This is a genomic window from Vibrio thalassae (assembly GCF_900089835.1).
Classification (GTDB): Bacteria; Pseudomonadota; Gammaproteobacteria; order Enterobacterales; family Vibrionaceae; genus Vibrio; species Vibrio thalassae.
In genome coordinates this window covers 93,810-111,922 of record NZ_OANU01000123.1, presented here as the reverse complement: position 1 = coordinate 111,922, position 18,113 = coordinate 93,810, and the positions used below count along the sequence as shown (strand labels likewise).

The following is an 18,113-nucleotide window of genomic DNA, read 5'->3' as shown; positions in this document are numbered from 1 at the left end:
TTTCAGATTTATCGATAAATACAAAAAGAGCCTCAGTCCATTGTGAACTGAGGCTCTTTTCTATATATCCAAATCTTTATTATCAATGCTCACTGGAATTTGCTTGTTAATCAAATTGACTAGCATAATAGAACGCGCTTCACCGTCTGCTTCATGAAAAATAGCTTCAATACCGGCAAACTGGCCTCCTGTTACTCTGACACTCTCACCTTTATCAGGGAGCTCAGCACAGTCAGCAACATCTTGACACTGTTCTATGGATTGCAGATCGAAAATAAGGTCGCCATTGACTTCTTTTGGGTGCGAACCAAACCGAATAAAGTCCACGACACCGCGTGTTGAGCGAACGGTGGTAAAAGATGGTCCCTGTTCATAATCGAATTTGACGAAGACATAAGACGGAAACAGCGGTTCTTTAACACTCTGTCGTTTGCCACGTACTATTTTTTCCACTGATATTTCAGGGTAATAGCACGCTAAGCCTTGATTTTCTAAGTGCATCTTGGCACGAGTCTGTTCACCACGCTTACAATAAAGCAAATACCAACGTTTCATTTTCACGGCACAATGTTTTCTAATGAGACTACATCGTATCACTAAATGTGTGTGCTTTCTCTACCGTTCAATAAATGATTTAGATAGTAGTGAGGAATATTCCTAAAAATAGCCCATAAGTAAAAAATGAAATGTTAGTTTGCAGCACATTTTTTATGTACTAAAAAACAAAAAACACCCTAAAAGTCATAGCCTTAAACATTTTATTCACAACATCTATGAATCAACACTATTGCAGTTATAAATTTGGTCATGTATACAAGTGGGCACATTATATTCTTTGATGACTAAAATTAGTAAAAGTTATGACAGCACAGCACAACATCTTAGGTCACCCACGTGGTTTGTTCCTATTGTTCGGAACCGAATTATGGGAACGCTTTTCATATTACGCGATGCGTGCCATCTTGGTTTTGTTCTTAACTGACGCCACAATGGATGGCGGTATGGGCTGGTCCACTAAAGATGCTCTAGACCTATATGGTATCTATACTGGACTTGTTTACATAACTCCACTTATTGGTGGTTACATCGCAGATAACTACTTAGGTCAACGCAAATCCATCATCATCGGTGGTGTGTTAATGGCGGCAGGCCAATTTACACTAGCAGCAGCGGCAACTGGTGAACCTAACGCACATCTATTCTATGCAGGTCTTGCACTACTGATCGCTGGCAACGGTATGTTTAAGCCAAACATATCAACCATGGTTGGCGATTTGTATGAAGAAGGTGATAACCGTCGTGATGGCGCCTTTACTATCTTCTATATGGGTATCAACTTAGGTGCGCTTCTAGCCGGTATCGTTGTGGGTTCAGCAACAGATTCATTTGGTTGGTCAGCAGGCTTCGTGGTAGCAGGTATCGGTATGGTACTGAGCTTAGTTATGCAATTAACTATGGCACCATCGTGGTTAGGTGAGATCGGTAATGTACCAGCAGCAGCTCGTGCAAAAGCGCTAAACAACTCAAAGACCAAAGCACCATTAACCAAAGAAGAGATCGACCGTCTTAAAGTAATTCTTATCATGGGTCTGTTTGTTATCGTTTTCTGGGCTGGTTTTGAGCAAGCCGGTGGCCTAATGAACATCTACACACAGCAATATACCGACCGTATGATTGGCGACTTTGAAGTACCAGCAGCTTGGTTCCAGTCACTAAACCCATTCTTCATTATTACTCTAGCGCCTGTTCTTGCAGCGGTCTGGGTGAAACTTGGTAAGCGTGAGCCTAATTCTCCGGTTAAATTCGCTCTAGCACTGTTCTTCTTAGCACTTGGCTTCCTTTGTATGGTTGGTGCTGTCATGGAGCAAGGTGGGGACACTGCAGTTAAAACATCAATGCTTTGGTTAGTCGGCGCGTTCTTCTTCCACACATTAGGTGAGCTTTGCTTGTCTCCAATCGGGCTATCACTGGTAACGAAATTAGCACCACTTCGCCTTGCATCACTAATGATGGGTGCATGGTTCGGTTTCAATGCAATTGCAAACTATGTTGCTGGCATGATCGGCTCACATGTTGGCGAGCTAGGCGCAATGGCGATCTTTGGCGGTATTGCTGCAACAGCGGTTATCTGTGGCGTTATTTTACTAGTCTTCTCAAATACACTAGTTAAGTGGATGCACGGTGCTGAGTCTAATGGCATTAGTACTGCTCAACAAATCGAAGAACAACAAAGCCAGGTCGCTTAATGGACAGACTAAGCTAAGAATGATAAAGGGTCAGACATCGCAATGTCTGACCCTTTTTTTGAATCTTCAAACGTTAAGCTGACTGAACCAACTCAACCATCATCTCAATATGCTCCTGCGAATCGTTCAAGCAGCGAATGTAGCGATAACTTTCTCCACCGGCTTCGAGGAATGTCTCCTTCGCTTCAACCGCAATTTCCTCTAACGTTTCCAAACAATCCACCGAGAAAGCTGGAGTAATGATATCAAGCGACTTAATACCTTTGCTCGGCATCTGTTTCAATGTTTGTTCGGTGTACGGTTGTAACCACTCTTCACGACCAAAAATAGACTGATAACTCATTCCGATTTGTGATTCATCCAGTCCCAATTCCTGACCTAAAAGCCTAGTCGTCGCCTCACAATGTTGGGGGTAAACATCACCATTGTCAGCGTAGCGTTTCGGAATACCATGGTATGAGCACAGTAAATAATCTGCTCGCCCATGCTGCTCCCAATGTGCTCGGACCGAATTAGCGAGGGCTTTTATATAGCGGGCATTGTCGTGATAATCACGTACCAGCGAGAGGCTAGGAAGTGTTGAAATAGCTTTACAAGCTTTAGCTATACCATCAAACGCCGCAGCAGTAGTCGTTCCAGAATACTGCGGATAAAGTGGCAATACGACAACTTTATCCACGCCTTGGTCGAGTAATTTTGATAGACCGTCTTTAAGCGACGGATTACCATAGCTCATCCCTAGCTCAACGGGCATGTCCAAAGCCTGAGCTAGTTTATCGGCTTGTTGGCGAGAATACACCATCAAAGGTGAACCCTGCTCCATCCAAACGGATTGATACAGTTTAGCTACCTTAGGAGAACGGATAGGCAAGATGACGCCATGTAAAATAGGACACCATAGCCAACGATTCATATCCACAACGCGGTGATCGTGCAAGAATTCTTGTAGAAACGCTTTCACTCCCTTTGCTGTAGGTTCATCAGGTGTTCCTAAGTTTACCAGCAAAACTCCTGTTTTTTGTGAACCGCTCATAGACTTCCTTTTAGTTGTTATTTGATTTCTGAACGAATTATATACTCTTGATGGCGATCCATGGATCAAAAAAAACGACCTCATGAGGTCGTTTTCTAAATTGATTCACAATTGCGAATTAAGACAGTGCTTTTTCGATATCTGCACTTACGTCAGCAACTTGCTTAGTACCATCAAATTTCAGGTACTTAGTGTTACCCGCTTCTGCTTCGCTGCCGTAGTATGCAATTAACGGCGCAGTTTGATCGTGGTAAACACCTAGGCGAGCACGTACTGTTTCTTCTTTGTCGTCATCACGAACAACAAGGTCTTCACCAGTTACGTCGTCTTTGCCTTCCACTTTAGGTGGGTTGTAAACCACATGGTATGTACGACCAGATGCTAGGTGAGCACGACGACCCGCCATACGCTCAACGATAACGTCATCAGCAACGTCAAACTCGATCACGTAGTCTACGTCTACACCCATCTCTTTCAGGCCATCAGCTTGAGGGATAGTGCGAGGGAAACCATCTAGTAGGAAACCTTTCTCACAATCGTCTTGAGCGATGCGCTCTTTGATTAGACCAAGAATGATATCGTCTGATACTAATTGACCTGCATCGATAACCGCTTTGGCTTTCTTACCAAGCTCAGTGCCTGCTTTGATTGCTGCACGTAGCATGTCACCAGTAGAGATTTGAGGGATACCGTATTTCTCCATGATGAATTGAGCTTGTGTGCCTTTACCAGCACCTGGAGCACCTAAAAGAATGATGCGCATGACTTGTCCTCTTATACTTAAAAAGATTTTATACCGAAGCTCACAGCGAAAGGCTTCACCCTAATGGCTGCTTTACGATAAGTTTCGGTATAAAGGTGAATTCTGACTGTATAAACATTGTTCTACAAAGATTTGAATGTTTATGCGTGCGGCGCATTCTAACACAGAATTCTTTTACCGGGCGCGAAATACGACTAAAGAATAGCCAACAAGCACCTAAAGTTCGCTAACTCTTTGTTAAACCACACTTTAAAATGAATGAGCCCAAGACTATTGGGCTCATTTTTATGCTTTAAGTCACAAAACAAATTTATCGTTGTTAGACTTTAGACAAAAGCTTATTCACTGCACCTAGGAACTGAGATGGATCTGTCATAGAACCACGTTCCGCTAGCATGGCTTGTCCTAGCAACACTTCAACCCAGCGACCAAAAGCGTCTTCATCCGCTTCATCCGCCATACGTTTAACCAGCTCATGCTCTGGGTTAATTTCAAAGATGTACTTCACTTCAGGTACTTCCTGACCCGCTGCTTCAAGTAGCTTAGCCATCTGTGTGCCCATCTCAAAATCATCGGTCACGACAACCGCAGGTGTCGTCGCAAGCTTGAACGTGGTACGAACTTCCTTAACACGGTCACCAAGATAAGCTTGAGTACGTTCAACAACAGATTTGAACTCTTCCTCAGTCTCTTTTTGCTTCTCTTTTTCAGCTTCGTCTTCAAACTTACTTAAATCGAGGCCCGACTTCGTAATGGATTGGAACTGTTTACCGTCAAACTCAGTGAGGTAGTTCATTAACCATTCATCAATGCGGTCATACATCAGAATAACTTCAATGCCTTTCGCTTTAAATTGCTCAAGGTGCGGGCTGTTCTTCGCAGCCGCATAGCTATCTGCGGTTAGGTAATAGATCTTGTCTTGCTCTTCTTTCATACGTTCAACATAAGACGCAAGAGAGACGGTTTGCTCCGCTGAGTCCACCTCTGTCGACGCAAAACGAAGCAAGCCAGCAATCTTCTCTTTGTTCGCCATGTCTTCCGCAGGGCCTTCTTTCATGACAAGACCGAACTCTTTCCAGAATGCCTGGTATTTCTCTTCATCGTTCTTAGCCATACGCTCAAGCATAGTAAGAACACGCTTGGTACACGCACCACGTAACGACTGAGTCACTTTGTTGTCTTGAAGGATTTCACGCGACACGTTTAGCGGCAGATCATTTGAATCTATCAAGCCACGAACAAAACGTAAGTAAGATGGCATAAACTGCTCGGCATCATCCATGATAAACACGCGTTGCACATAGAGTTTTAGACCGCTCTTATGATCGCGATTCATCATATCCCATGGTGCTTTTGCTGGAATGTAAAGCAGACTGGTATAGTCATTTTTACCTTCTACACGGTTATGACTCCATAGTAGAGGATCAGCAAAATCGTGAGACACATGCTTATAGAACTCTTGATACTCTTCATCGGTAATATCGGATTTACTGCGAGTCCAAAGCGCTTGTGCTTTGTTGATCTGTTCCCATTTACCTTGGCCGGTTTCCTTGCCCTCCTCATCGCGCTCTTGAGTCCAAATAGAAACCGGGATACCGATATGATCCGAGTATTTACTGATCACATCACGTAGACGCCATTCAGATAGAAACTCTTTACCCTCTTCACGCATATGAAGAACGATATCCGTGCCACGTGTTTCCTTGGTGATATCTTCAATGGTGTAGTCGCCTTCACCTGCCGAGTGCCATTGCACGGCTTGATCTGCATTCACGCCAGCCGCTCGAGTGCGTACTGTTACCGCATCGGCCACTATGAACGCTGAGTAGAAGCCAACACCAAATTGACCAATGAGCTGAGAATCTTTGCTTTGCTCATCTGACAATTTAGCAAAGAACTCTTTGGTGCCTGATTTAGCGATAGTGCCAAGGTGCTCAATAACATCATCACGCGTCATCCCGATGCCGTTATCGGAAACCGTTAGCGTGTTGTTATCGGCATCAAATGATAATTTAACACCTAACTCCGCATCGCCTTGATAAAGGTCAGCGTTAGACAGTGCTTGAAAACGTAATTTATCCGCCGCGTCGGACGCATTTGAGATTAACTCTCTTAGAAAAATCTCTTTATTTGAATACAGAGAGTGAATCATTAAGTGAAGAAGTTGTTTTACCTCTGACTGAAAGCCACGGGTTTCTTTGTTGTTAGTCTCAGCGGTGCTCATGCTATCTCCATTACACATTTAGTACCGAGTTTCGACATTTTCTGGAACTCAGTATTGCTATGATTAGTCTGCTAAAGAAATGAGGATGAAGATTGTAAATTCAAGGTCAAAAAACATAAAAATGCTGTTTTTTTGATTTGTTTTTATTATCCTACTGCTCCTGACTATAAAAAAATCCTAAAATCCTATAATTGGCTCTGCAGTTATTCAGGGGCAAAATATCAGTATCCGTCGCGATGCGGCACTAAAAAGAAGAATGCAATGAGTAACATAGGCACTAAGTTTATACTCGGTCAAAAGTACATTTTTGACCCTAATAGCAACTCTTTAGTCGATCAAACCAATAACGATGAAGTAGTCCGTCTTGGTAGTAATGAAAGTCGCATTTTACTTCTACTTGCTGAAAGACCGAATGAAGTCGTCACTCGTAACGAACTGCACGAATTTGTTTGGCGAGATCAAGGCTTTGAGGTCGATGACTCTAGCTTGACTCAAGCGATATCTACGCTTCGTAAGATGCTGAAAGATCCTACAAAGTCACCGCAATTTGTCAAAACAGTGCCGAAACGTGGCTATCAGCTTATTTCTAGTGTTGAACGCTCAGTTCCTGTTGCTTCATCGGAAACAATCAATGAAGCACCTGTCGTCGATCTTGCTAAAGAATTACCTGAACCAAGCGCTACGTCAGTGATTTCTCACACAGAGCCTGCGATTCCACCAGCACCTAAAGAGAAAACACCACCAACAGTTTGGGCTATGATTGTTGCCGCTATTTTGCTACCTATTCTCGTACTGATGGTAACGAACCCTGTGCAATCAAGCTTTAAAGAACTAGGTATGGTTGAGAGCGTTAAAATTGTCACGCCAGAGAACCACCCTGATGTGTCGAGTTGGCAACCAAAGATTGAACAGTGCGTGGCTAAGTACATTGAAACTCACACCGATGACATGTTTCCTCTGGAAGTGATTGTAACCGGCGATCAGAGCGATCAGATTGCACTTAACTTTATCCATAGCGTCGAATTCTCGGGAGAAAATAGCACAATGCGCATTTTTACTGAGCAGTCTGACTTAAGCAAAGTGTGTAAGTAAGGAGTGTCCTGATGAAAATGAAATACGCTGCTATTTTACTTGCTCTATCTACTGCTCTAAGCGCATGGCTTTACTGGGGAAGTGACTTAAAAATCGAGCAAGTACTAACGTCCAATGAATGGCAATCCAACATGGTTGGCATTATTGCCGCTCGCGATTACCCAGATACGGATATCGGCCCTCTCAGCCGTTTAGAAATGTCAGCCAACGTTAAGTACTTACCTGGCGGCGAGTATATTCGCGAATCTTCTATGCGCTTGTTTGGTAACGATCCAGAGTCCCACACTCTGATCAAGATTTCCGAAAAAGGTACATGGACCATTAGTGATAACTATCTGCTTATCTCACCGCGTGAGTTCAAAGACACAGCAACCGCTCAATCAGAAGAATTCACCCATGAGCAACTGGCGATGGTTAAGCAATTTCTAAAAATGGAAGCTCAGCAAAGTCGCCGTATCGACATCGTGAACGAAAAGACTCTGCTACTCACGAGTTTAAATCAAGGCTCGTCCATCTTGTTCACCAACTAAATACTGATATAAATCATCATAAAGGAGGCTTCGCCTCCTTTATTTTTTGTAGTCAAAATGTGTGGTTCCATAAAAAACCAGAGCCGTGGCTCTGGTTTTTAGTTGGTGATCAGCCTAGCAAGCTGAGTGCTGCGTTTGGTGCTTGCTTCGCTTGAGCCAAAATTGAACTCGACGCTTGCGATAGAATTTGGTTCTTCGTGATCGCTGTCGTCTCTTTGGCGAAGTCCGTGTCTTTGATACGGCTCTTCGACGCGTTCACGTTCTCGTTGATGTTATCTAGGTTATTGATAGCGTGGTTAAAGCGGTTTTGGAACGCGCCCAACTCTGCACGGTGACTATCCACATACTTCATCGCAGAATCAATAATCGCGACCGACTCCTGTGCGCCGCCCACTGACGTTACATCAATGTTGTTCACCGTCGCTGCTGCCGCTGCCGAGCTGCCCATATCCAACTCGCCTGAAGCGGCTAGCGTACCGCCAAATGTCAATGAACCACTGTCGATGTCTTTGTTGTTACTCGCGAAAATTTGTAGGGCACCATCTTCATCTACCGACGCTTGGACTAGGTCAGTTTGACCATTGATGTACGTCGCAAGCTGCTCGATATCATCGCCTTCTTTCGCCTTAATCGTCAGTGTCGTCATGGCGTTGCCTGCACTGTCATCCATGTCGATTGTCAGCGTTGAACTCGCCGCTACTGACCAATCTTTGTCTTTGGCACTTGCCGCCTGGTAAACCGAACCGCCCATGCCAGTGTTGTCAGAACGCATGTCTTTTAGACTTAGCATTACTGCTTCACCATTGTTTGAACCAATTTGGAATGACTGAGTTCCGAAGGTGCCATTAAGAAGACGGTTACCACCAAACGCTGTCGTTTCCGCGATGCGGTTTAACTCGTTGTTCAGTGCCGTCACTTCTTCTTGGATCGCCACGCGCTCTGCTTTTGAGTTAGAGCCATTCGCTGATTGTAGAGATAGGTCACGCATACGTTGCAGGATGTTGGTTGTCTCGTTCATCGCGCCTTCTGCGGTCTGAGCGATAGAAATACCATCGTTCGCGTTACGTACTGCTACATCAAGACCACGACTTTGAACGTTCAAACGGTTCGAGATTTGTAGACCCGCTGCATCATCTTTAGCGCTGTTGATTTTGTGACCTGAAGACAAACGCTCCATTGATGTTGCTTGTGCTTGGCTTGCACTGTTTAGGTAACGCTGAGCGGTCATCGCCGATACGTTAGTATTTACATTCACTGCCATGTTGTTTCTCCAATTGATTTTCCGATGTAGCGGTTTCCGACGTCTCGGAAAACCAAGTAGTTCTCTCAAAGTTACTTTCTTTATCGTCTTCAAAAAGAAAGACTTGAGAAATTTATTTATGGAAAATTACTTTTTTACAGTGTTGAACCCAAATTGTGATAGGAAACATAAAAAGTGAAGTTTGGAAGAAAAAAACTAAAGTTATTTATAAAACCGTCGTGGCTTTAGCTTTGTAGTAAAGTCAGTGCAAGATTTGTTGTTTGCTTCGCCTGAGCGAGAATTGTCGTACTGACCTGCTGCAAAATTTGCTGTTTCAGCATTTTAGTCGTTTCTTTGGCGTAGTCAGCGTCTTTTATTCGGCTTTTAGAGGACGACAAATTTTCTGCCATGTTTGCCAAGTTATTAATGGTATGACCCAAGCGATTTTGATAAGCACCAAGCTCAGCTCGATGGCGGTCTACGTATTTCAACGCTTGATCGAGTACCGACACTGACATTTGCGCACCGCCCACAACGTCAATGGATAGATCATCCACTGTTACTATACCTTGTGCCGCAATATCCAATGTTTGAGCAAAGCTCCCAGAAAAAGTTACACTACTTGTGGCTTGCTGCGAGTCGGCAAACAACTGCAATTGCCCTTGAGTATTTACCGACGCTGAAATCGTACCGGTTTTACCGTTGATGTAGGTCGCGACCTGCTCGATGTCATCACCCACTTTTAGTTCTATGCTCTCTGTTTGAGTGTTACCTTGTGCATCTTGATAACTAAAGCTCAGATCGCGAGAGCCTGTGTCCACTCGCCACGATTCAGGTGGGCTATTTTTGGCACGATAAGCGACGCCCCCCATCTCCAACTGATCTGAACGCATGTTTTTTAGCTCAACTTGAATCGCCTCGCCAGCCTGTGCACCTATCTGAAACGTTGCCGTACCAAAACTACCGTTTAGTAACCTTTTATCACCAAATGCGGTCGTTTCAGCAATTCGATTTAGCTCGTCATTGAGAGCAGAAAACTCCTCTTGCAGTGCTTTCCTATCTTGAACCGAGTTTGACCCATTAGCGGACTGAAGCGAAAGGTCTCGCATACGTTGTAAGATAGCCGTAGTTTCATTCATGGCACCTTCCGCTGTTTGCATAATAGAAATACCGTCATTTGCATTTCTTTGAGCGACATCCAACCCGCTTATTTGAGCCTCTAGTCGATTGGAAATTTGCAGTCCCGCAGCATCATCCTTCGCACTGTTAATACGATAACCAGATGACAGGCGCTCTAACGACTGATTCAGTGCTTGAGAGGCTTTATTGAGCTGGCTTTGCGCCGTCATTGCACTGATATTGGTATTCACGGTAATCGACATACAAATTCCGAAAACGAATGGATTACTTTGTTATCGACAAGGGGAGTTAAAACTGAAGGGTAAAATTGAGAGGGCAAGTTCCTAGGACAACCGCCCTAGGAACAGAAACGCCGATTACGCGGCAATTTTCAGCGCCGCAAACATCTGTTGCGATGGAGCAAAGAAGTAAGCGCCAGTCGCCGCTTTGGTAAAACGTAACAACTGGTCAGTCTTACCATCCGTTGCACCATACATGCTTTCTAACATCGCATCAAAATTGTGTACAGTATGGCAATATGCGATGAATAGAAGACCATGAGCGCCACTTACTGTGCCATATGGCAAACTGTGACGCACAATTTTCAGCCCCTTGCCTTCTTCTTTGATATCGACACGGCCAACGTGAGATGCGGCTGGTACGTCATCAAGCTCAATAGAGTCTGGCTTAGTGCGACCGATGACTTTTTCTTGTGCTGCAACATTTAAACGGTTCCATGCTGGTAGGTTGTGCTCAAAGCGCTGCACCATAACATAACTACCTGCTGCATATTCACCGTCAGCCACCAACGCTACTTCAGCACGCTGCTCACCTTTTGGGTTTTCTGTGCCATCAATGAAGTCCGTCATATCACGAGCATCCATAAAACGGTAACCATAGGTTTCGTCGACAACGGTTACATCATCGGCGATCTGCCCCATTAACTTGCGAATCACATAAAAGTGTAAGTCGTGACGGTTCGAATGGCAGTGCACCAGAATGTCCACTTCTGTCGAAGGAGCGTAAATGTCGCCCTCACCCAGTTCAGGAAACGCTTTGAGTTCTGGCGGCATCGCGCGTTCAAACTGAGCCCAAAATGAGTGTGAAAATGCCACTGACGAAGTCAACGCTGCACCTGGTTGAGATTGATTCAACTCTTCGATTAACTGTGGTAACGCTTGCAGAGCACTTAGCACTTGCTGAGAGTTTTGATTTACTTTTAACTGCAAGTAAATCGCAAACGGTTCAGCCTCTGGCGTAATAGCACTTTGTGGTAATGACATTGATCTTTCCTCTGTTTTTGCACAGTGTATTTTTAACTAGTTATTCGTAGTATGACCTTGATCAGTAACTGTCTTGATTTTTTTAGGCGTTTTTAAGGAATCTATTACGTGGCGACTGTTCACCAAATAAATAGCGAACCAACATAACAACACCAAAGTCACGGCATTGGTCCACGTAAACTGCCAATGCTGCAGATTCACTAAGTAGACGGTGTGTGCCAGTTGAAGTGCGACCACCAAGATAGAGATCCATCTTAGATAGCCAACGCAGCGATTCACTCTGTCAGAATCCGCTTTCCTTAACCCCACAAGCCACATTCCAACAACAATCGGTAACCCCATGATCAACCCAAAGTAGAGCATGGTGTGGTTTGGATAAACATACTCTAGGATTTGACTTCCTTCTTGACGACTTGCCCCAGCGACAATAAATACGACCCAAGCTCGCGTTAAAAACGCCCACCCTAGCCACAGCCAAATCGGTGTTTTTAAAATACCATGGTGATCATATTGCTCTATGCCATACCGCATAATACGTCTCAAATTCAAACTAATATCAAACTATATGGTGTTATTGGCACAATGATTCAAGCTCATACTTATGGTTATGATAAAATGTGCCAAACTCTGAGTTAGGATCATTATGAAAACTAATAAAGCGACCCCTTCGCTAGAAACTCAACAAGAAGCGATGCGTATCGCCAAATCAACCCAAAAACCGGGACAAACCAAAGAACAAACCAAGCTAATCGCCCAAGGTATTGAAAAAGGCATCGCCCAATATAAAAAGCAGCAAAAAGACAAAAAACGTCAGGCTGATAAGGCTCAAAAAAAACAGAAGAAAGATAAGCAGCAACAGCGTGAGAACAACGACTCGCAAGAGCACACGCTTGACATGAAAACTCAACACTCAGAGCCAGCCCGGTTACCTTGGCTGCTACTTATACTAAGTTGGATAGGTTTTATCGCTTATGTTGTCCTTAAATAAATCCCGATTAGGCGTGGTGGCAATACTTGTTATCCTACAAGGTTGCTCTACTCCCACTAACCAACTTCTTTCAACGCAAGCCGAGCGCATAGAGGTGAGACTTGACGCCACAATGGACGTATCTTCTTGCATTTGGAAAGGTGAAGTCACCGGTTCAGAAGGACGCTGGTACAGCTCGATTTTTTACGGTAATGATGCGCTTGCGCGCGGCGCCTTGAATGACATCAAAAATCAGACAAACCAATTGGAAGCAGATACGGTTTTACTGCTCTCTCCACTCGACTTTCAAACCTCAGTCACATTAATCGGCAGTGCATATCAGTGCAAAAAATAAAGCCAGAGTTTTCACTCCGGCTTTATTTCTCATCCATACGCACACGGCTGATTCTTAATTCACATTCAACAACGATGAGTTGTTCAAACGCCAAGCGTCGACTCTATGTCATTCTGGCGTTCAATTACCCATTGGCTGTCGAATGGTCCCCAGTCTGATAACTGGTAATAACCATCATTGTGTCTACGCCCATCTTGAACAAACATGAGCTCAATGCCGATACCAGGTAGCGCCTTGATCACATCTTGAATTGTTCGGCGAGGCCACCCCGTTTTTTCGATAAGTTTTGGCACATTTGGTCTCTCGATGCTCTCAACGAGTAATGCGAGATAGAGACGACGTGCAAAAACAGGACTCAGTTCCATTGACACCTCCTATTTATGTGCATTTCCAATATATTGGATTTCAACAATAGGGTGTTGCGCTTGATCAATTTCTCGATAATCCGCGTAATTTCGAAAATTCAGGTTTTGTAACTTTTCATCAATATCGATTAATTTAGACCGTTTTCTTGTTCTTTTTGCGCTAATTGTCCATTGACATTCAATCCGAGTAGACGTGATCGAGAACAAGTTTTTGTTTATGCCCAAAGTTCTTGATAGGATGCTTAAAAACAACATTGCCGACCTGGCAAGCCAATTATAGAAAGGAAGTCACTATGTCGATCACCATGTTTGGGATCCCTAACTGCGATACGATTAAGAAAGCCAAGAAATGGCTTGAAGCTAACAACGTTGAGTACACTTTTCACGAATATCGTAAAAATGGTATTTCTGAGCAGATGGTTCGCGAGTTTTGTGATGCTTTGGGCTGGGAACAGGTTCTCAACAAACGTGGTACGACCTATCGTCAGCTCTCACAACAACAAAAAGACATGCTAAATGCAGACTCTGTTGTCTCCCTTCTGGTAGAGCATCCAGCCATGATTAAGCGCCCTATCATCGATATCGATGGTAGCAAACATATTGGTTTCAAAGCCGACCAATACCAGCAGATTTTCAATTCATAAACACAAGCAAAATAATTATAAGGATCATCAAGGATGACAGACAGCCCCGTATTGGCACTGGCAAAAGATTTAATCAGTCGTGAATCTGTAACACCGGAAGATGCCGATTGCCAGAAGGTCATGATTGAACGCCTCAAAAAGCTTGGCTTTAATATTGAGGTCATGGTGTTTGAAGACACGACGAATTTTTGGGCAAGAAAAGGCACCGAAGCGCCGCTATTCGCATTTGCAGGTCACACTGACGTTGTCCCTGCTGGCCCAAGAGAACAATGGCATACGGCGCCTTTTGAACCCACCATCATCGATGGTTACCTTCACGGACGCGGTGCCGCTGATATGAAGGGTTCACTCGCTTGTATGGTCGTCGCGGTTGAGCGATTCATTGCACAAAATCCAAACCATTCGGGTTCCATTGGTTTTCTGATCACTTCCGATGAAGAAGGCCCCTTCATTAACGGTACAACCCGAGTGGTTGATACTTTAATGGAAAGAAATGAGCTTATCGATATGTGCATTGTGGGTGAGCCTTCAAGCACGAATGCGGTCGGTGATGTGGTAAAAAACGGTCGTCGCGGCTCTATCACTGGTGACTTAAAAGTAAAAGGGATTCAAGGTCACGTTGCTTACCCACATCTAGCAAACAACCCTGTCCACCAAGCTCTGCCAGCATTGGCTGAACTTGCTGCGACACAATGGGATGAAGGCAATGATTACTTCCCGCCAACCAGTTTTCAAATCCCCAACTTGCATTCTGGTACCGGAGCTAGCAACGTCATCCCGGGTGAGTTTGATGTGCAGTTTAACTTTCGGTTCAGTACCGAATTGACTGACGAGGACATCAAGCAACGTGTCCACTCAACACTGGACTCTCATGGCTTAGATTACGATTTAAAATGGACCTTAAGTGGCCATCCATTTTTAACCGATCAAGGCAACTTATTGGACGCAGTAGTCGATGCCGTAGAAGCCGTCAACCATACTAAACCAGAACTTCTCACCACAGGTGGCACATCTGATGGTCGATTTATCGCACGCATGGGGGCTCAAGTGGTCGAACTTGGTCCTGTCAATGCAACCATTCACAAAGTCAACGAGTGCGTCAATATCGCAGATCTAGAAAAACTGACGGATATGTACGAGAAAACGCTGGTTAACCTTTTAGGTAGATAACTATGAATAAAAAGCAGCTTGTTGGTCAAAGTGAGGTGGAGCTCGTACCACTTCAAGTAGGAAATAAAACTTTTCTTGTTAATCAGAAAGTAACACAAGCTCTAACTTCACTGATTCAGGCTGCTTCGTCCTCTGGGTTTCAGCTTTACATCGCCAGTGGTTTTCGCAGTTTCGAACGACAACTCACCATTTGGAACAACAAAATGTCCGGTTCAACGCCCATTTTGGATGATGAGAGTCAGCCAATTGATACCAGGTTATTCACGGATGAAGACAAAGTTCAGGCTATTTTACGCTGGAGCGCCCTGCCTGGAGCAAGCCGTCATCATTGGGGAACGGATTTTGACGTGTACGCTGGAAATTTGTTGCCATCAGAAACCAATCTATTGTTAGAACCGTGGGAGTATACACAAGGGCATCAACTGCCTTTTTATCAATGGCTGAAACAGAATGCGAGTCAATATGGGTTTGGCTTTCCGTATCAACAAGACCTTGGCGGCATCGCATTTGAACCTTGGCACATCACTCATCAAGCTGCGTCAGAACAATGCTTGCAACAACTGACTATGGACTTACTTGAAGAAACTTTGCAGCAATCAGAGATTTTGGGACAACGCGCCATACTCTCTCAGCTTGATTACATCTACAATAAATACATAACAAATATACAACGTTGAGAGTAAAGTATGATTGAGTGGCTCTTTAACCCTTGGGTTATCATTATTGTTGTTGTGGCCGTTGTTATTGGCAACATTGCCGCATTGAAACACACCGCCAACATGAAGTTCAACCAAGAGGAGAATCTACGGTCTCGAAAACACGAACTGGACCGCCTCAATGAATTGGATAAACAAAAACACGGCGATGGTAAAGATATAAAAAAAGGACCTTAATGGTCCTTTTTCATTTTAGTCTTTTTTAATCACTGTCGATATCAGAGGCTCTAGTGAACGAAGCAAGCTCTCCGCAACGGGTTTACCATCTTTATCAGTGACGTTAATCGACGTACGGTTACCCAAGTCGCCGAATAGGAATGTATACTCCCCTGGCTCTAGGTCGATTGGCTTCAAGCCCACTTCATTCCAGAAATCATCGTCAGGTGCAGCATATTTTGCTTTTACAGTACCTTGAGACTGGTTGCGTTCTTCAATGGTGAAACCCGTCTTAGGCAACAACTCTGGAATCTCCTGCCACATGACATCATACGACGTACGAGCGATGATAACCGGCAGACCGCTTCTGTCCGTTCCCATGCTAATCGGGATAGACTTGACCAATTCTTGAGCTCGACGTGCCGCTTCTTCTCGAAGATCTCGATCGTAGCGAGCCGTTACAAGGTTCGTCATCAGCGTATTGTAACGCTCTTCATTAACACGAGTAACCGGCTTTCCTTCGCCGCCTTCGCGCCAATCAATCAACTTCATTTTGAAACCATAACGGTTGTTTGCTTCAAAACGGCTAATATCGTAACGGCTACCAATCTCAACATCTTCATCTTCAGAAACCCAAGATACCCAATTAGTTTCTATGAAGTCATCGCTTTCTTTCAGCGCTTTAACATTGATTTCCGCAAGCATGGTTTTAACAGTAGACCATACTTTGTCCATCTCATCTTTTTGCAGCAGCCACAGGGTTACGTCAGAGCCTTGTCGTTCTACTCGAGCACCTGGGATAAGCTCCAAAACTTGTTGCGGTGGACGAATGTCAACCTCACGCCCAATACCACCAGAGTAATCCCCTTTGGGGATGTCGTAGTTTGGATAGAATTGAGGCGTGGCATCTTCCGGTAGCGTCCAACTTTTCAACGGTGGCGCATCAAGGTAGTTAAAGTCATCTTTTGCTTCGCGACGAGTTTTAGGGTCACTCGAACAAGCAGCCAAAACCATAACAGCTAACGACGATACTGCTAGCTGACGAGAAAATTTCATTGATACTCCCTTAATAAAAGGAGCGATGACTCGCTCCTTTTAATGTTCTATTAGTAAATACAAGCTTCTGTTAAAGCTTGAGCAACAATAGGTTTTGCTTTTTCAGACAGTTCAACAAGAGGCAAACGTAAGTCACCGTTGTCAATCAAACCCATTTTGTGCGCGGCCCATTTCACTGGAATTGGACTCGATTCTACGAACAGATTTTTATGTAAAGGCATGAGACGCTGGTTAATGATTTCAGCTTCTTCAAATTTACCCTCTAACGCTAATTTCATCATAGTCGCCATATCTGCGGCAGCGATGTTGTTCGTTACGGAAATCACACCAGTACCGCCTTGCTTGATGAAATCAAGTCCTGTCGAATCGTCACCACTTAGTAAGATAAAATCTTTGCCACAAAGTTCACGATGAATTTGCACTCGTGATAAATCACCGGTCGCATCTTTAAGTGCAACGATGTTTGGAATTTCCGATAAGCGTGCCACCGTCTCTGGTTGCAGATCAACCCCAGTACGGCCTGGTACGTTGTACAGAATTTGTGGAATGTCAGTCTCTTCAGAGATAGCCTTGTAGTGTTGGTACATGCCTTCTTGTGTTGGCTTGTTGTAGTATGGCGTTACACTCAAACAGCCAGCAATACCGACGTTATTAAATAAGCGACTAAACGTAATAGCTTCGTGAGTTGCGTTCGCGCCTGTACCGGCAATAATTGGCAAACGACCTTCTGCAAACTCAACCGTCTTGGCGACGACCTTGACATGTTCTTCGACAGTTAATGTTGCAGACTCACCTGTTGTACCAACAGCCACAATGCCGTCTGTACCAGCTTCAATATGATACTCAACTAGCTTTCGTAAGCTAACGAAGTCCACTTCGCCGTCTGGAGTGAATGGGGTTAATAAGGCAACAATACTTCCTGAAAACATGGTGATCTCCCTAAATTGATACTACTTGCATGGTACTGTAATGCTATTGATAAACACAAGAGATTAAGAACAATCCCCGCAAGAAGTGAATGAATAATTATCAGATTTCAGATATGAGGCACGTATAAAGTGCGCCATTACTATTTTGAGGTGTCATCTACAGGTCAATTTTCTCGCTGATAAACTTATTCCGTTAAATTTGTCGGTATTCGGTTACATCTATCA

General features: G+C 44.2%; 20 protein-coding genes. 9 read left to right on the top strand and 11 right to left on the bottom strand.

The window, feature by feature from the left end; genetic code table 11:
- Positions 1-60 precede the first annotated feature (60 nt).
- Entirely contained in the window at positions 61-555 is a 495-nt protein-coding gene (gene rfaH / locus VTH8203_RS20885; protein WP_096995389.1) for a transcription/translation regulatory transformer protein RfaH, read from the bottom strand.
- A gap of 305 nt (positions 556-860) precedes the next feature.
- On the opposite strand from rfaH, the gene VTH8203_RS20880 reads away from it, so the two are divergent.
- Positions 861-2,246 carry a peptide MFS transporter gene (locus tag VTH8203_RS20880; protein ID WP_096995388.1) on the top strand — a complete coding sequence of 462 codons (1,386 nt, stop codon included), beginning with the start codon at positions 861-863 and terminating at the stop codon, positions 2,244-2,246.
- 73 nt (positions 2,247-2,319) lie between these two features.
- Here the strand turns inward: VTH8203_RS20880 and hemH are convergent, their stop codons facing one another.
- From hemH to htpG, 3 genes are all read right to left on the bottom strand, one after another.
- Positions 2,320-3,279: a ferrochelatase gene (gene hemH, locus VTH8203_RS20875; protein WP_096995387.1), complete on the bottom strand. Its 960-nt coding sequence runs from the start codon at positions 3,277-3,279 to the stop codon at positions 2,320-2,322.
- Between the two features lie 118 nt (positions 3,280-3,397).
- Positions 3,398-4,042, bottom strand: a complete 645-nt coding sequence (gene adk / locus VTH8203_RS20870; RefSeq protein ID WP_096995386.1) for an adenylate kinase — start codon at positions 4,040-4,042, stop codon at positions 3,398-3,400.
- 319 nt (positions 4,043-4,361) lie between these two features.
- A complete protein-coding gene (htpG, locus tag VTH8203_RS20865) occupies positions 4,362-6,266 on the bottom strand; it encodes a molecular chaperone HtpG (protein ID WP_096995385.1) in 1,905 nt (634 codons plus the stop codon).
- Positions 6,267-6,527: 261 nt separating this feature from the next.
- Between htpG and VTH8203_RS20860 the strand changes: the two genes are divergently transcribed.
- Entirely contained in the window at positions 6,528-7,358 is an 831-nt protein-coding gene (locus VTH8203_RS20860) for a winged helix-turn-helix domain-containing protein (protein WP_096995384.1), read from the top strand.
- Between the two features lie 11 nt (positions 7,359-7,369).
- Positions 7,370-7,888: a regulatory protein ToxS gene (locus tag VTH8203_RS20855; RefSeq protein WP_096995383.1), complete on the top strand. Its 519-nt coding sequence runs from the start codon at positions 7,370-7,372 to the stop codon at positions 7,886-7,888.
- A 109-nt stretch (positions 7,889-7,997) separates the two neighbouring features.
- Here the strand turns inward: VTH8203_RS20855 and VTH8203_RS20850 are convergent, their stop codons facing one another.
- The 4 genes from VTH8203_RS20850 to VTH8203_RS20835 all read right to left on the bottom strand — a co-directional run bounded on the left by VTH8203_RS20850 (position 7,998) and on the right by VTH8203_RS20835 (position 12,061).
- A complete protein-coding gene (locus VTH8203_RS20850; protein ID WP_096995382.1) occupies positions 7,998-9,149 on the bottom strand; it encodes a flagellin in 1,152 nt (383 codons plus the stop codon).
- Positions 9,150-9,373: 224 nt separating this feature from the next.
- Positions 9,374-10,510, bottom strand: coding sequence for a flagellin (locus VTH8203_RS20845; protein ID WP_096995381.1), 1,137 nt, complete (start codon positions 10,508-10,510; stop codon positions 9,374-9,376).
- Between the two features lie 114 nt (positions 10,511-10,624).
- Positions 10,625-11,530: a Dyp-type peroxidase gene (locus VTH8203_RS20840; protein WP_096995380.1), complete on the bottom strand. Its 906-nt coding sequence runs from the start codon at positions 11,528-11,530 to the stop codon at positions 10,625-10,627.
- Positions 11,531-11,566: 36 nt separating this feature from the next.
- Positions 11,567-12,061: a DUF2919 domain-containing protein gene (locus VTH8203_RS20835; RefSeq protein ID WP_096995379.1), complete on the bottom strand. Its 495-nt coding sequence runs from the start codon at positions 12,059-12,061 to the stop codon at positions 11,567-11,569.
- Between the two features lie 112 nt (positions 12,062-12,173).
- On the opposite strand from VTH8203_RS20835, the gene VTH8203_RS20830 reads away from it, so the two are divergent.
- Together VTH8203_RS20830 and VTH8203_RS20825 are read left to right on the top strand one after the other, a co-directional pair.
- Positions 12,174-12,518, top strand: a complete 345-nt coding sequence (locus tag VTH8203_RS20830; protein WP_096995378.1) for a DUF2956 family protein — start codon at positions 12,174-12,176, stop codon at positions 12,516-12,518.
- A complete protein-coding gene (locus tag VTH8203_RS20825; RefSeq protein ID WP_096995377.1) occupies positions 12,502-12,852 on the top strand; it encodes a DUF4156 domain-containing protein in 351 nt (116 codons plus the stop codon). Before VTH8203_RS20830 ends, VTH8203_RS20825 begins: the two co-directional genes overlap by 17 nt.
- An 83-nt stretch (positions 12,853-12,935) precedes the next feature.
- On the opposite strand, the gene VTH8203_RS20820 is transcribed toward VTH8203_RS20825, so the two are convergent.
- On the bottom strand, positions 12,936-13,217 hold the full coding sequence (locus tag VTH8203_RS20820) for a winged helix-turn-helix domain-containing protein (RefSeq protein ID WP_006071066.1): 282 nt from the start codon (positions 13,215-13,217) through the stop codon (positions 12,936-12,938).
- 293 nt (positions 13,218-13,510) lie between these two features.
- On the opposite strand from VTH8203_RS20820, the gene VTH8203_RS20815 reads away from it, so the two are divergent.
- The 4 genes from VTH8203_RS20815 to VTH8203_RS20800 are packed head-to-tail and all read left to right on the top strand — an operon-like array spanning position 13,511 to position 15,924.
- The gene (locus VTH8203_RS20815; protein WP_096995376.1) at positions 13,511-13,861 is read left to right on the top strand and encodes an ArsC family reductase; all 351 of its coding nucleotides are present in this window, start codon (positions 13,511-13,513) and stop codon (positions 13,859-13,861) included.
- A 33-nt stretch (positions 13,862-13,894) separates the two neighbouring features.
- The gene (gene dapE / locus VTH8203_RS20810; protein ID WP_096995375.1) at positions 13,895-15,031 is read left to right on the top strand and encodes a succinyl-diaminopimelate desuccinylase; all 1,137 of its coding nucleotides are present in this window, start codon (positions 13,895-13,897) and stop codon (positions 15,029-15,031) included.
- Between the two features lie 2 nt (positions 15,032-15,033).
- Positions 15,034-15,708 (top strand): M15 family metallopeptidase, encoded by a 675-nt coding sequence (locus VTH8203_RS20805; protein WP_096995374.1) that lies wholly within the window; start codon positions 15,034-15,036, stop codon positions 15,706-15,708.
- 9 nt (positions 15,709-15,717) lie between these two features.
- Entirely contained in the window at positions 15,718-15,924 is a 207-nt protein-coding gene (locus tag VTH8203_RS20800) for a DUF2897 family protein (RefSeq protein ID WP_096995373.1), read from the top strand.
- 15 nt (positions 15,925-15,939) lie between these two features.
- On the opposite strand, the gene bamC is transcribed toward VTH8203_RS20800, so the two are convergent.
- Together bamC and dapA are read right to left on the bottom strand one after the other, a co-directional pair.
- Positions 15,940-16,959 carry an outer membrane protein assembly factor BamC gene (gene bamC, locus VTH8203_RS20795; RefSeq protein ID WP_096995372.1) on the bottom strand — a complete coding sequence of 340 codons (1,020 nt, stop codon included), beginning with the start codon at positions 16,957-16,959 and terminating at the stop codon, positions 15,940-15,942.
- 50 nt (positions 16,960-17,009) lie between these two features.
- The gene (gene dapA, locus VTH8203_RS20790; protein ID WP_096995371.1) at positions 17,010-17,888 is read right to left on the bottom strand and encodes a 4-hydroxy-tetrahydrodipicolinate synthase; all 879 of its coding nucleotides are present in this window, start codon (positions 17,886-17,888) and stop codon (positions 17,010-17,012) included.
- Positions 17,889-18,113 lie beyond the last annotated feature (225 nt).

Excerpts from the sequence above, each read along its gene's own strand:
- rfaH (WP_096995389.1), bottom strand. The coding sequence starts at position 555 with ATGAAACGTTGGTATTTGCTTTATTGTAAGCGTGGTGAACAGACTCGT.
- VTH8203_RS20880 (WP_096995388.1), top strand. The coding sequence starts at position 861 with ATGACAGCACAGCACAACATCTTAGGTCACCCACGTGGTTTGTTCCTA.
- hemH (WP_096995387.1), bottom strand. The coding sequence starts at position 3,279 with ATGAGCGGTTCACAAAAAACAGGAGTTTTGCTGGTAAACTTAGGAACA.
- adk (WP_096995386.1), bottom strand. The coding sequence starts at position 4,042 with ATGCGCATCATTCTTTTAGGTGCTCCAGGTGCTGGTAAAGGCACACAA.
- htpG (WP_096995385.1), bottom strand. The coding sequence starts at position 6,266 with ATGAGCACCGCTGAGACTAACAACAAAGAAACCCGTGGCTTTCAGTCA.
- VTH8203_RS20860 (WP_096995384.1), top strand. The coding sequence starts at position 6,528 with ATGAGTAACATAGGCACTAAGTTTATACTCGGTCAAAAGTACATTTTT.
- VTH8203_RS20855 (WP_096995383.1), top strand. The coding sequence starts at position 7,370 with ATGAAAATGAAATACGCTGCTATTTTACTTGCTCTATCTACTGCTCTA.
- VTH8203_RS20850 (WP_096995382.1), bottom strand. The coding sequence starts at position 9,149 with ATGGCAGTGAATGTAAATACTAACGTATCGGCGATGACCGCTCAGCGT.
- VTH8203_RS20845 (WP_096995381.1), bottom strand. The coding sequence starts at position 10,510 with ATGTCGATTACCGTGAATACCAATATCAGTGCAATGACGGCGCAAAGC.
- VTH8203_RS20840 (WP_096995380.1), bottom strand. The coding sequence starts at position 11,530 with ATGTCATTACCACAAAGTGCTATTACGCCAGAGGCTGAACCGTTTGCG.
- VTH8203_RS20835 (WP_096995379.1), bottom strand. The coding sequence starts at position 12,061 with ATGCGGTATGGCATAGAGCAATATGATCACCATGGTATTTTAAAAACA.
- VTH8203_RS20830 (WP_096995378.1), top strand. The coding sequence starts at position 12,174 with ATGAAAACTAATAAAGCGACCCCTTCGCTAGAAACTCAACAAGAAGCG.
- VTH8203_RS20825 (WP_096995377.1), top strand. The coding sequence starts at position 12,502 with ATGTTGTCCTTAAATAAATCCCGATTAGGCGTGGTGGCAATACTTGTT.
- VTH8203_RS20820 (WP_006071066.1), bottom strand. The coding sequence starts at position 13,217 with ATGGAACTGAGTCCTGTTTTTGCACGTCGTCTCTATCTCGCATTACTC.
- VTH8203_RS20815 (WP_096995376.1), top strand. The coding sequence starts at position 13,511 with ATGTCGATCACCATGTTTGGGATCCCTAACTGCGATACGATTAAGAAA.
- dapE (WP_096995375.1), top strand. The coding sequence starts at position 13,895 with ATGACAGACAGCCCCGTATTGGCACTGGCAAAAGATTTAATCAGTCGT.
- VTH8203_RS20805 (WP_096995374.1), top strand. The coding sequence starts at position 15,034 with ATGAATAAAAAGCAGCTTGTTGGTCAAAGTGAGGTGGAGCTCGTACCA.
- VTH8203_RS20800 (WP_096995373.1), top strand. The coding sequence starts at position 15,718 with ATGATTGAGTGGCTCTTTAACCCTTGGGTTATCATTATTGTTGTTGTG.
- bamC (WP_096995372.1), bottom strand. The coding sequence starts at position 16,959 with ATGAAATTTTCTCGTCAGCTAGCAGTATCGTCGTTAGCTGTTATGGTT.
- dapA (WP_096995371.1), bottom strand. The coding sequence starts at position 17,888 with ATGTTTTCAGGAAGTATTGTTGCCTTATTAACCCCATTCACTCCAGAC.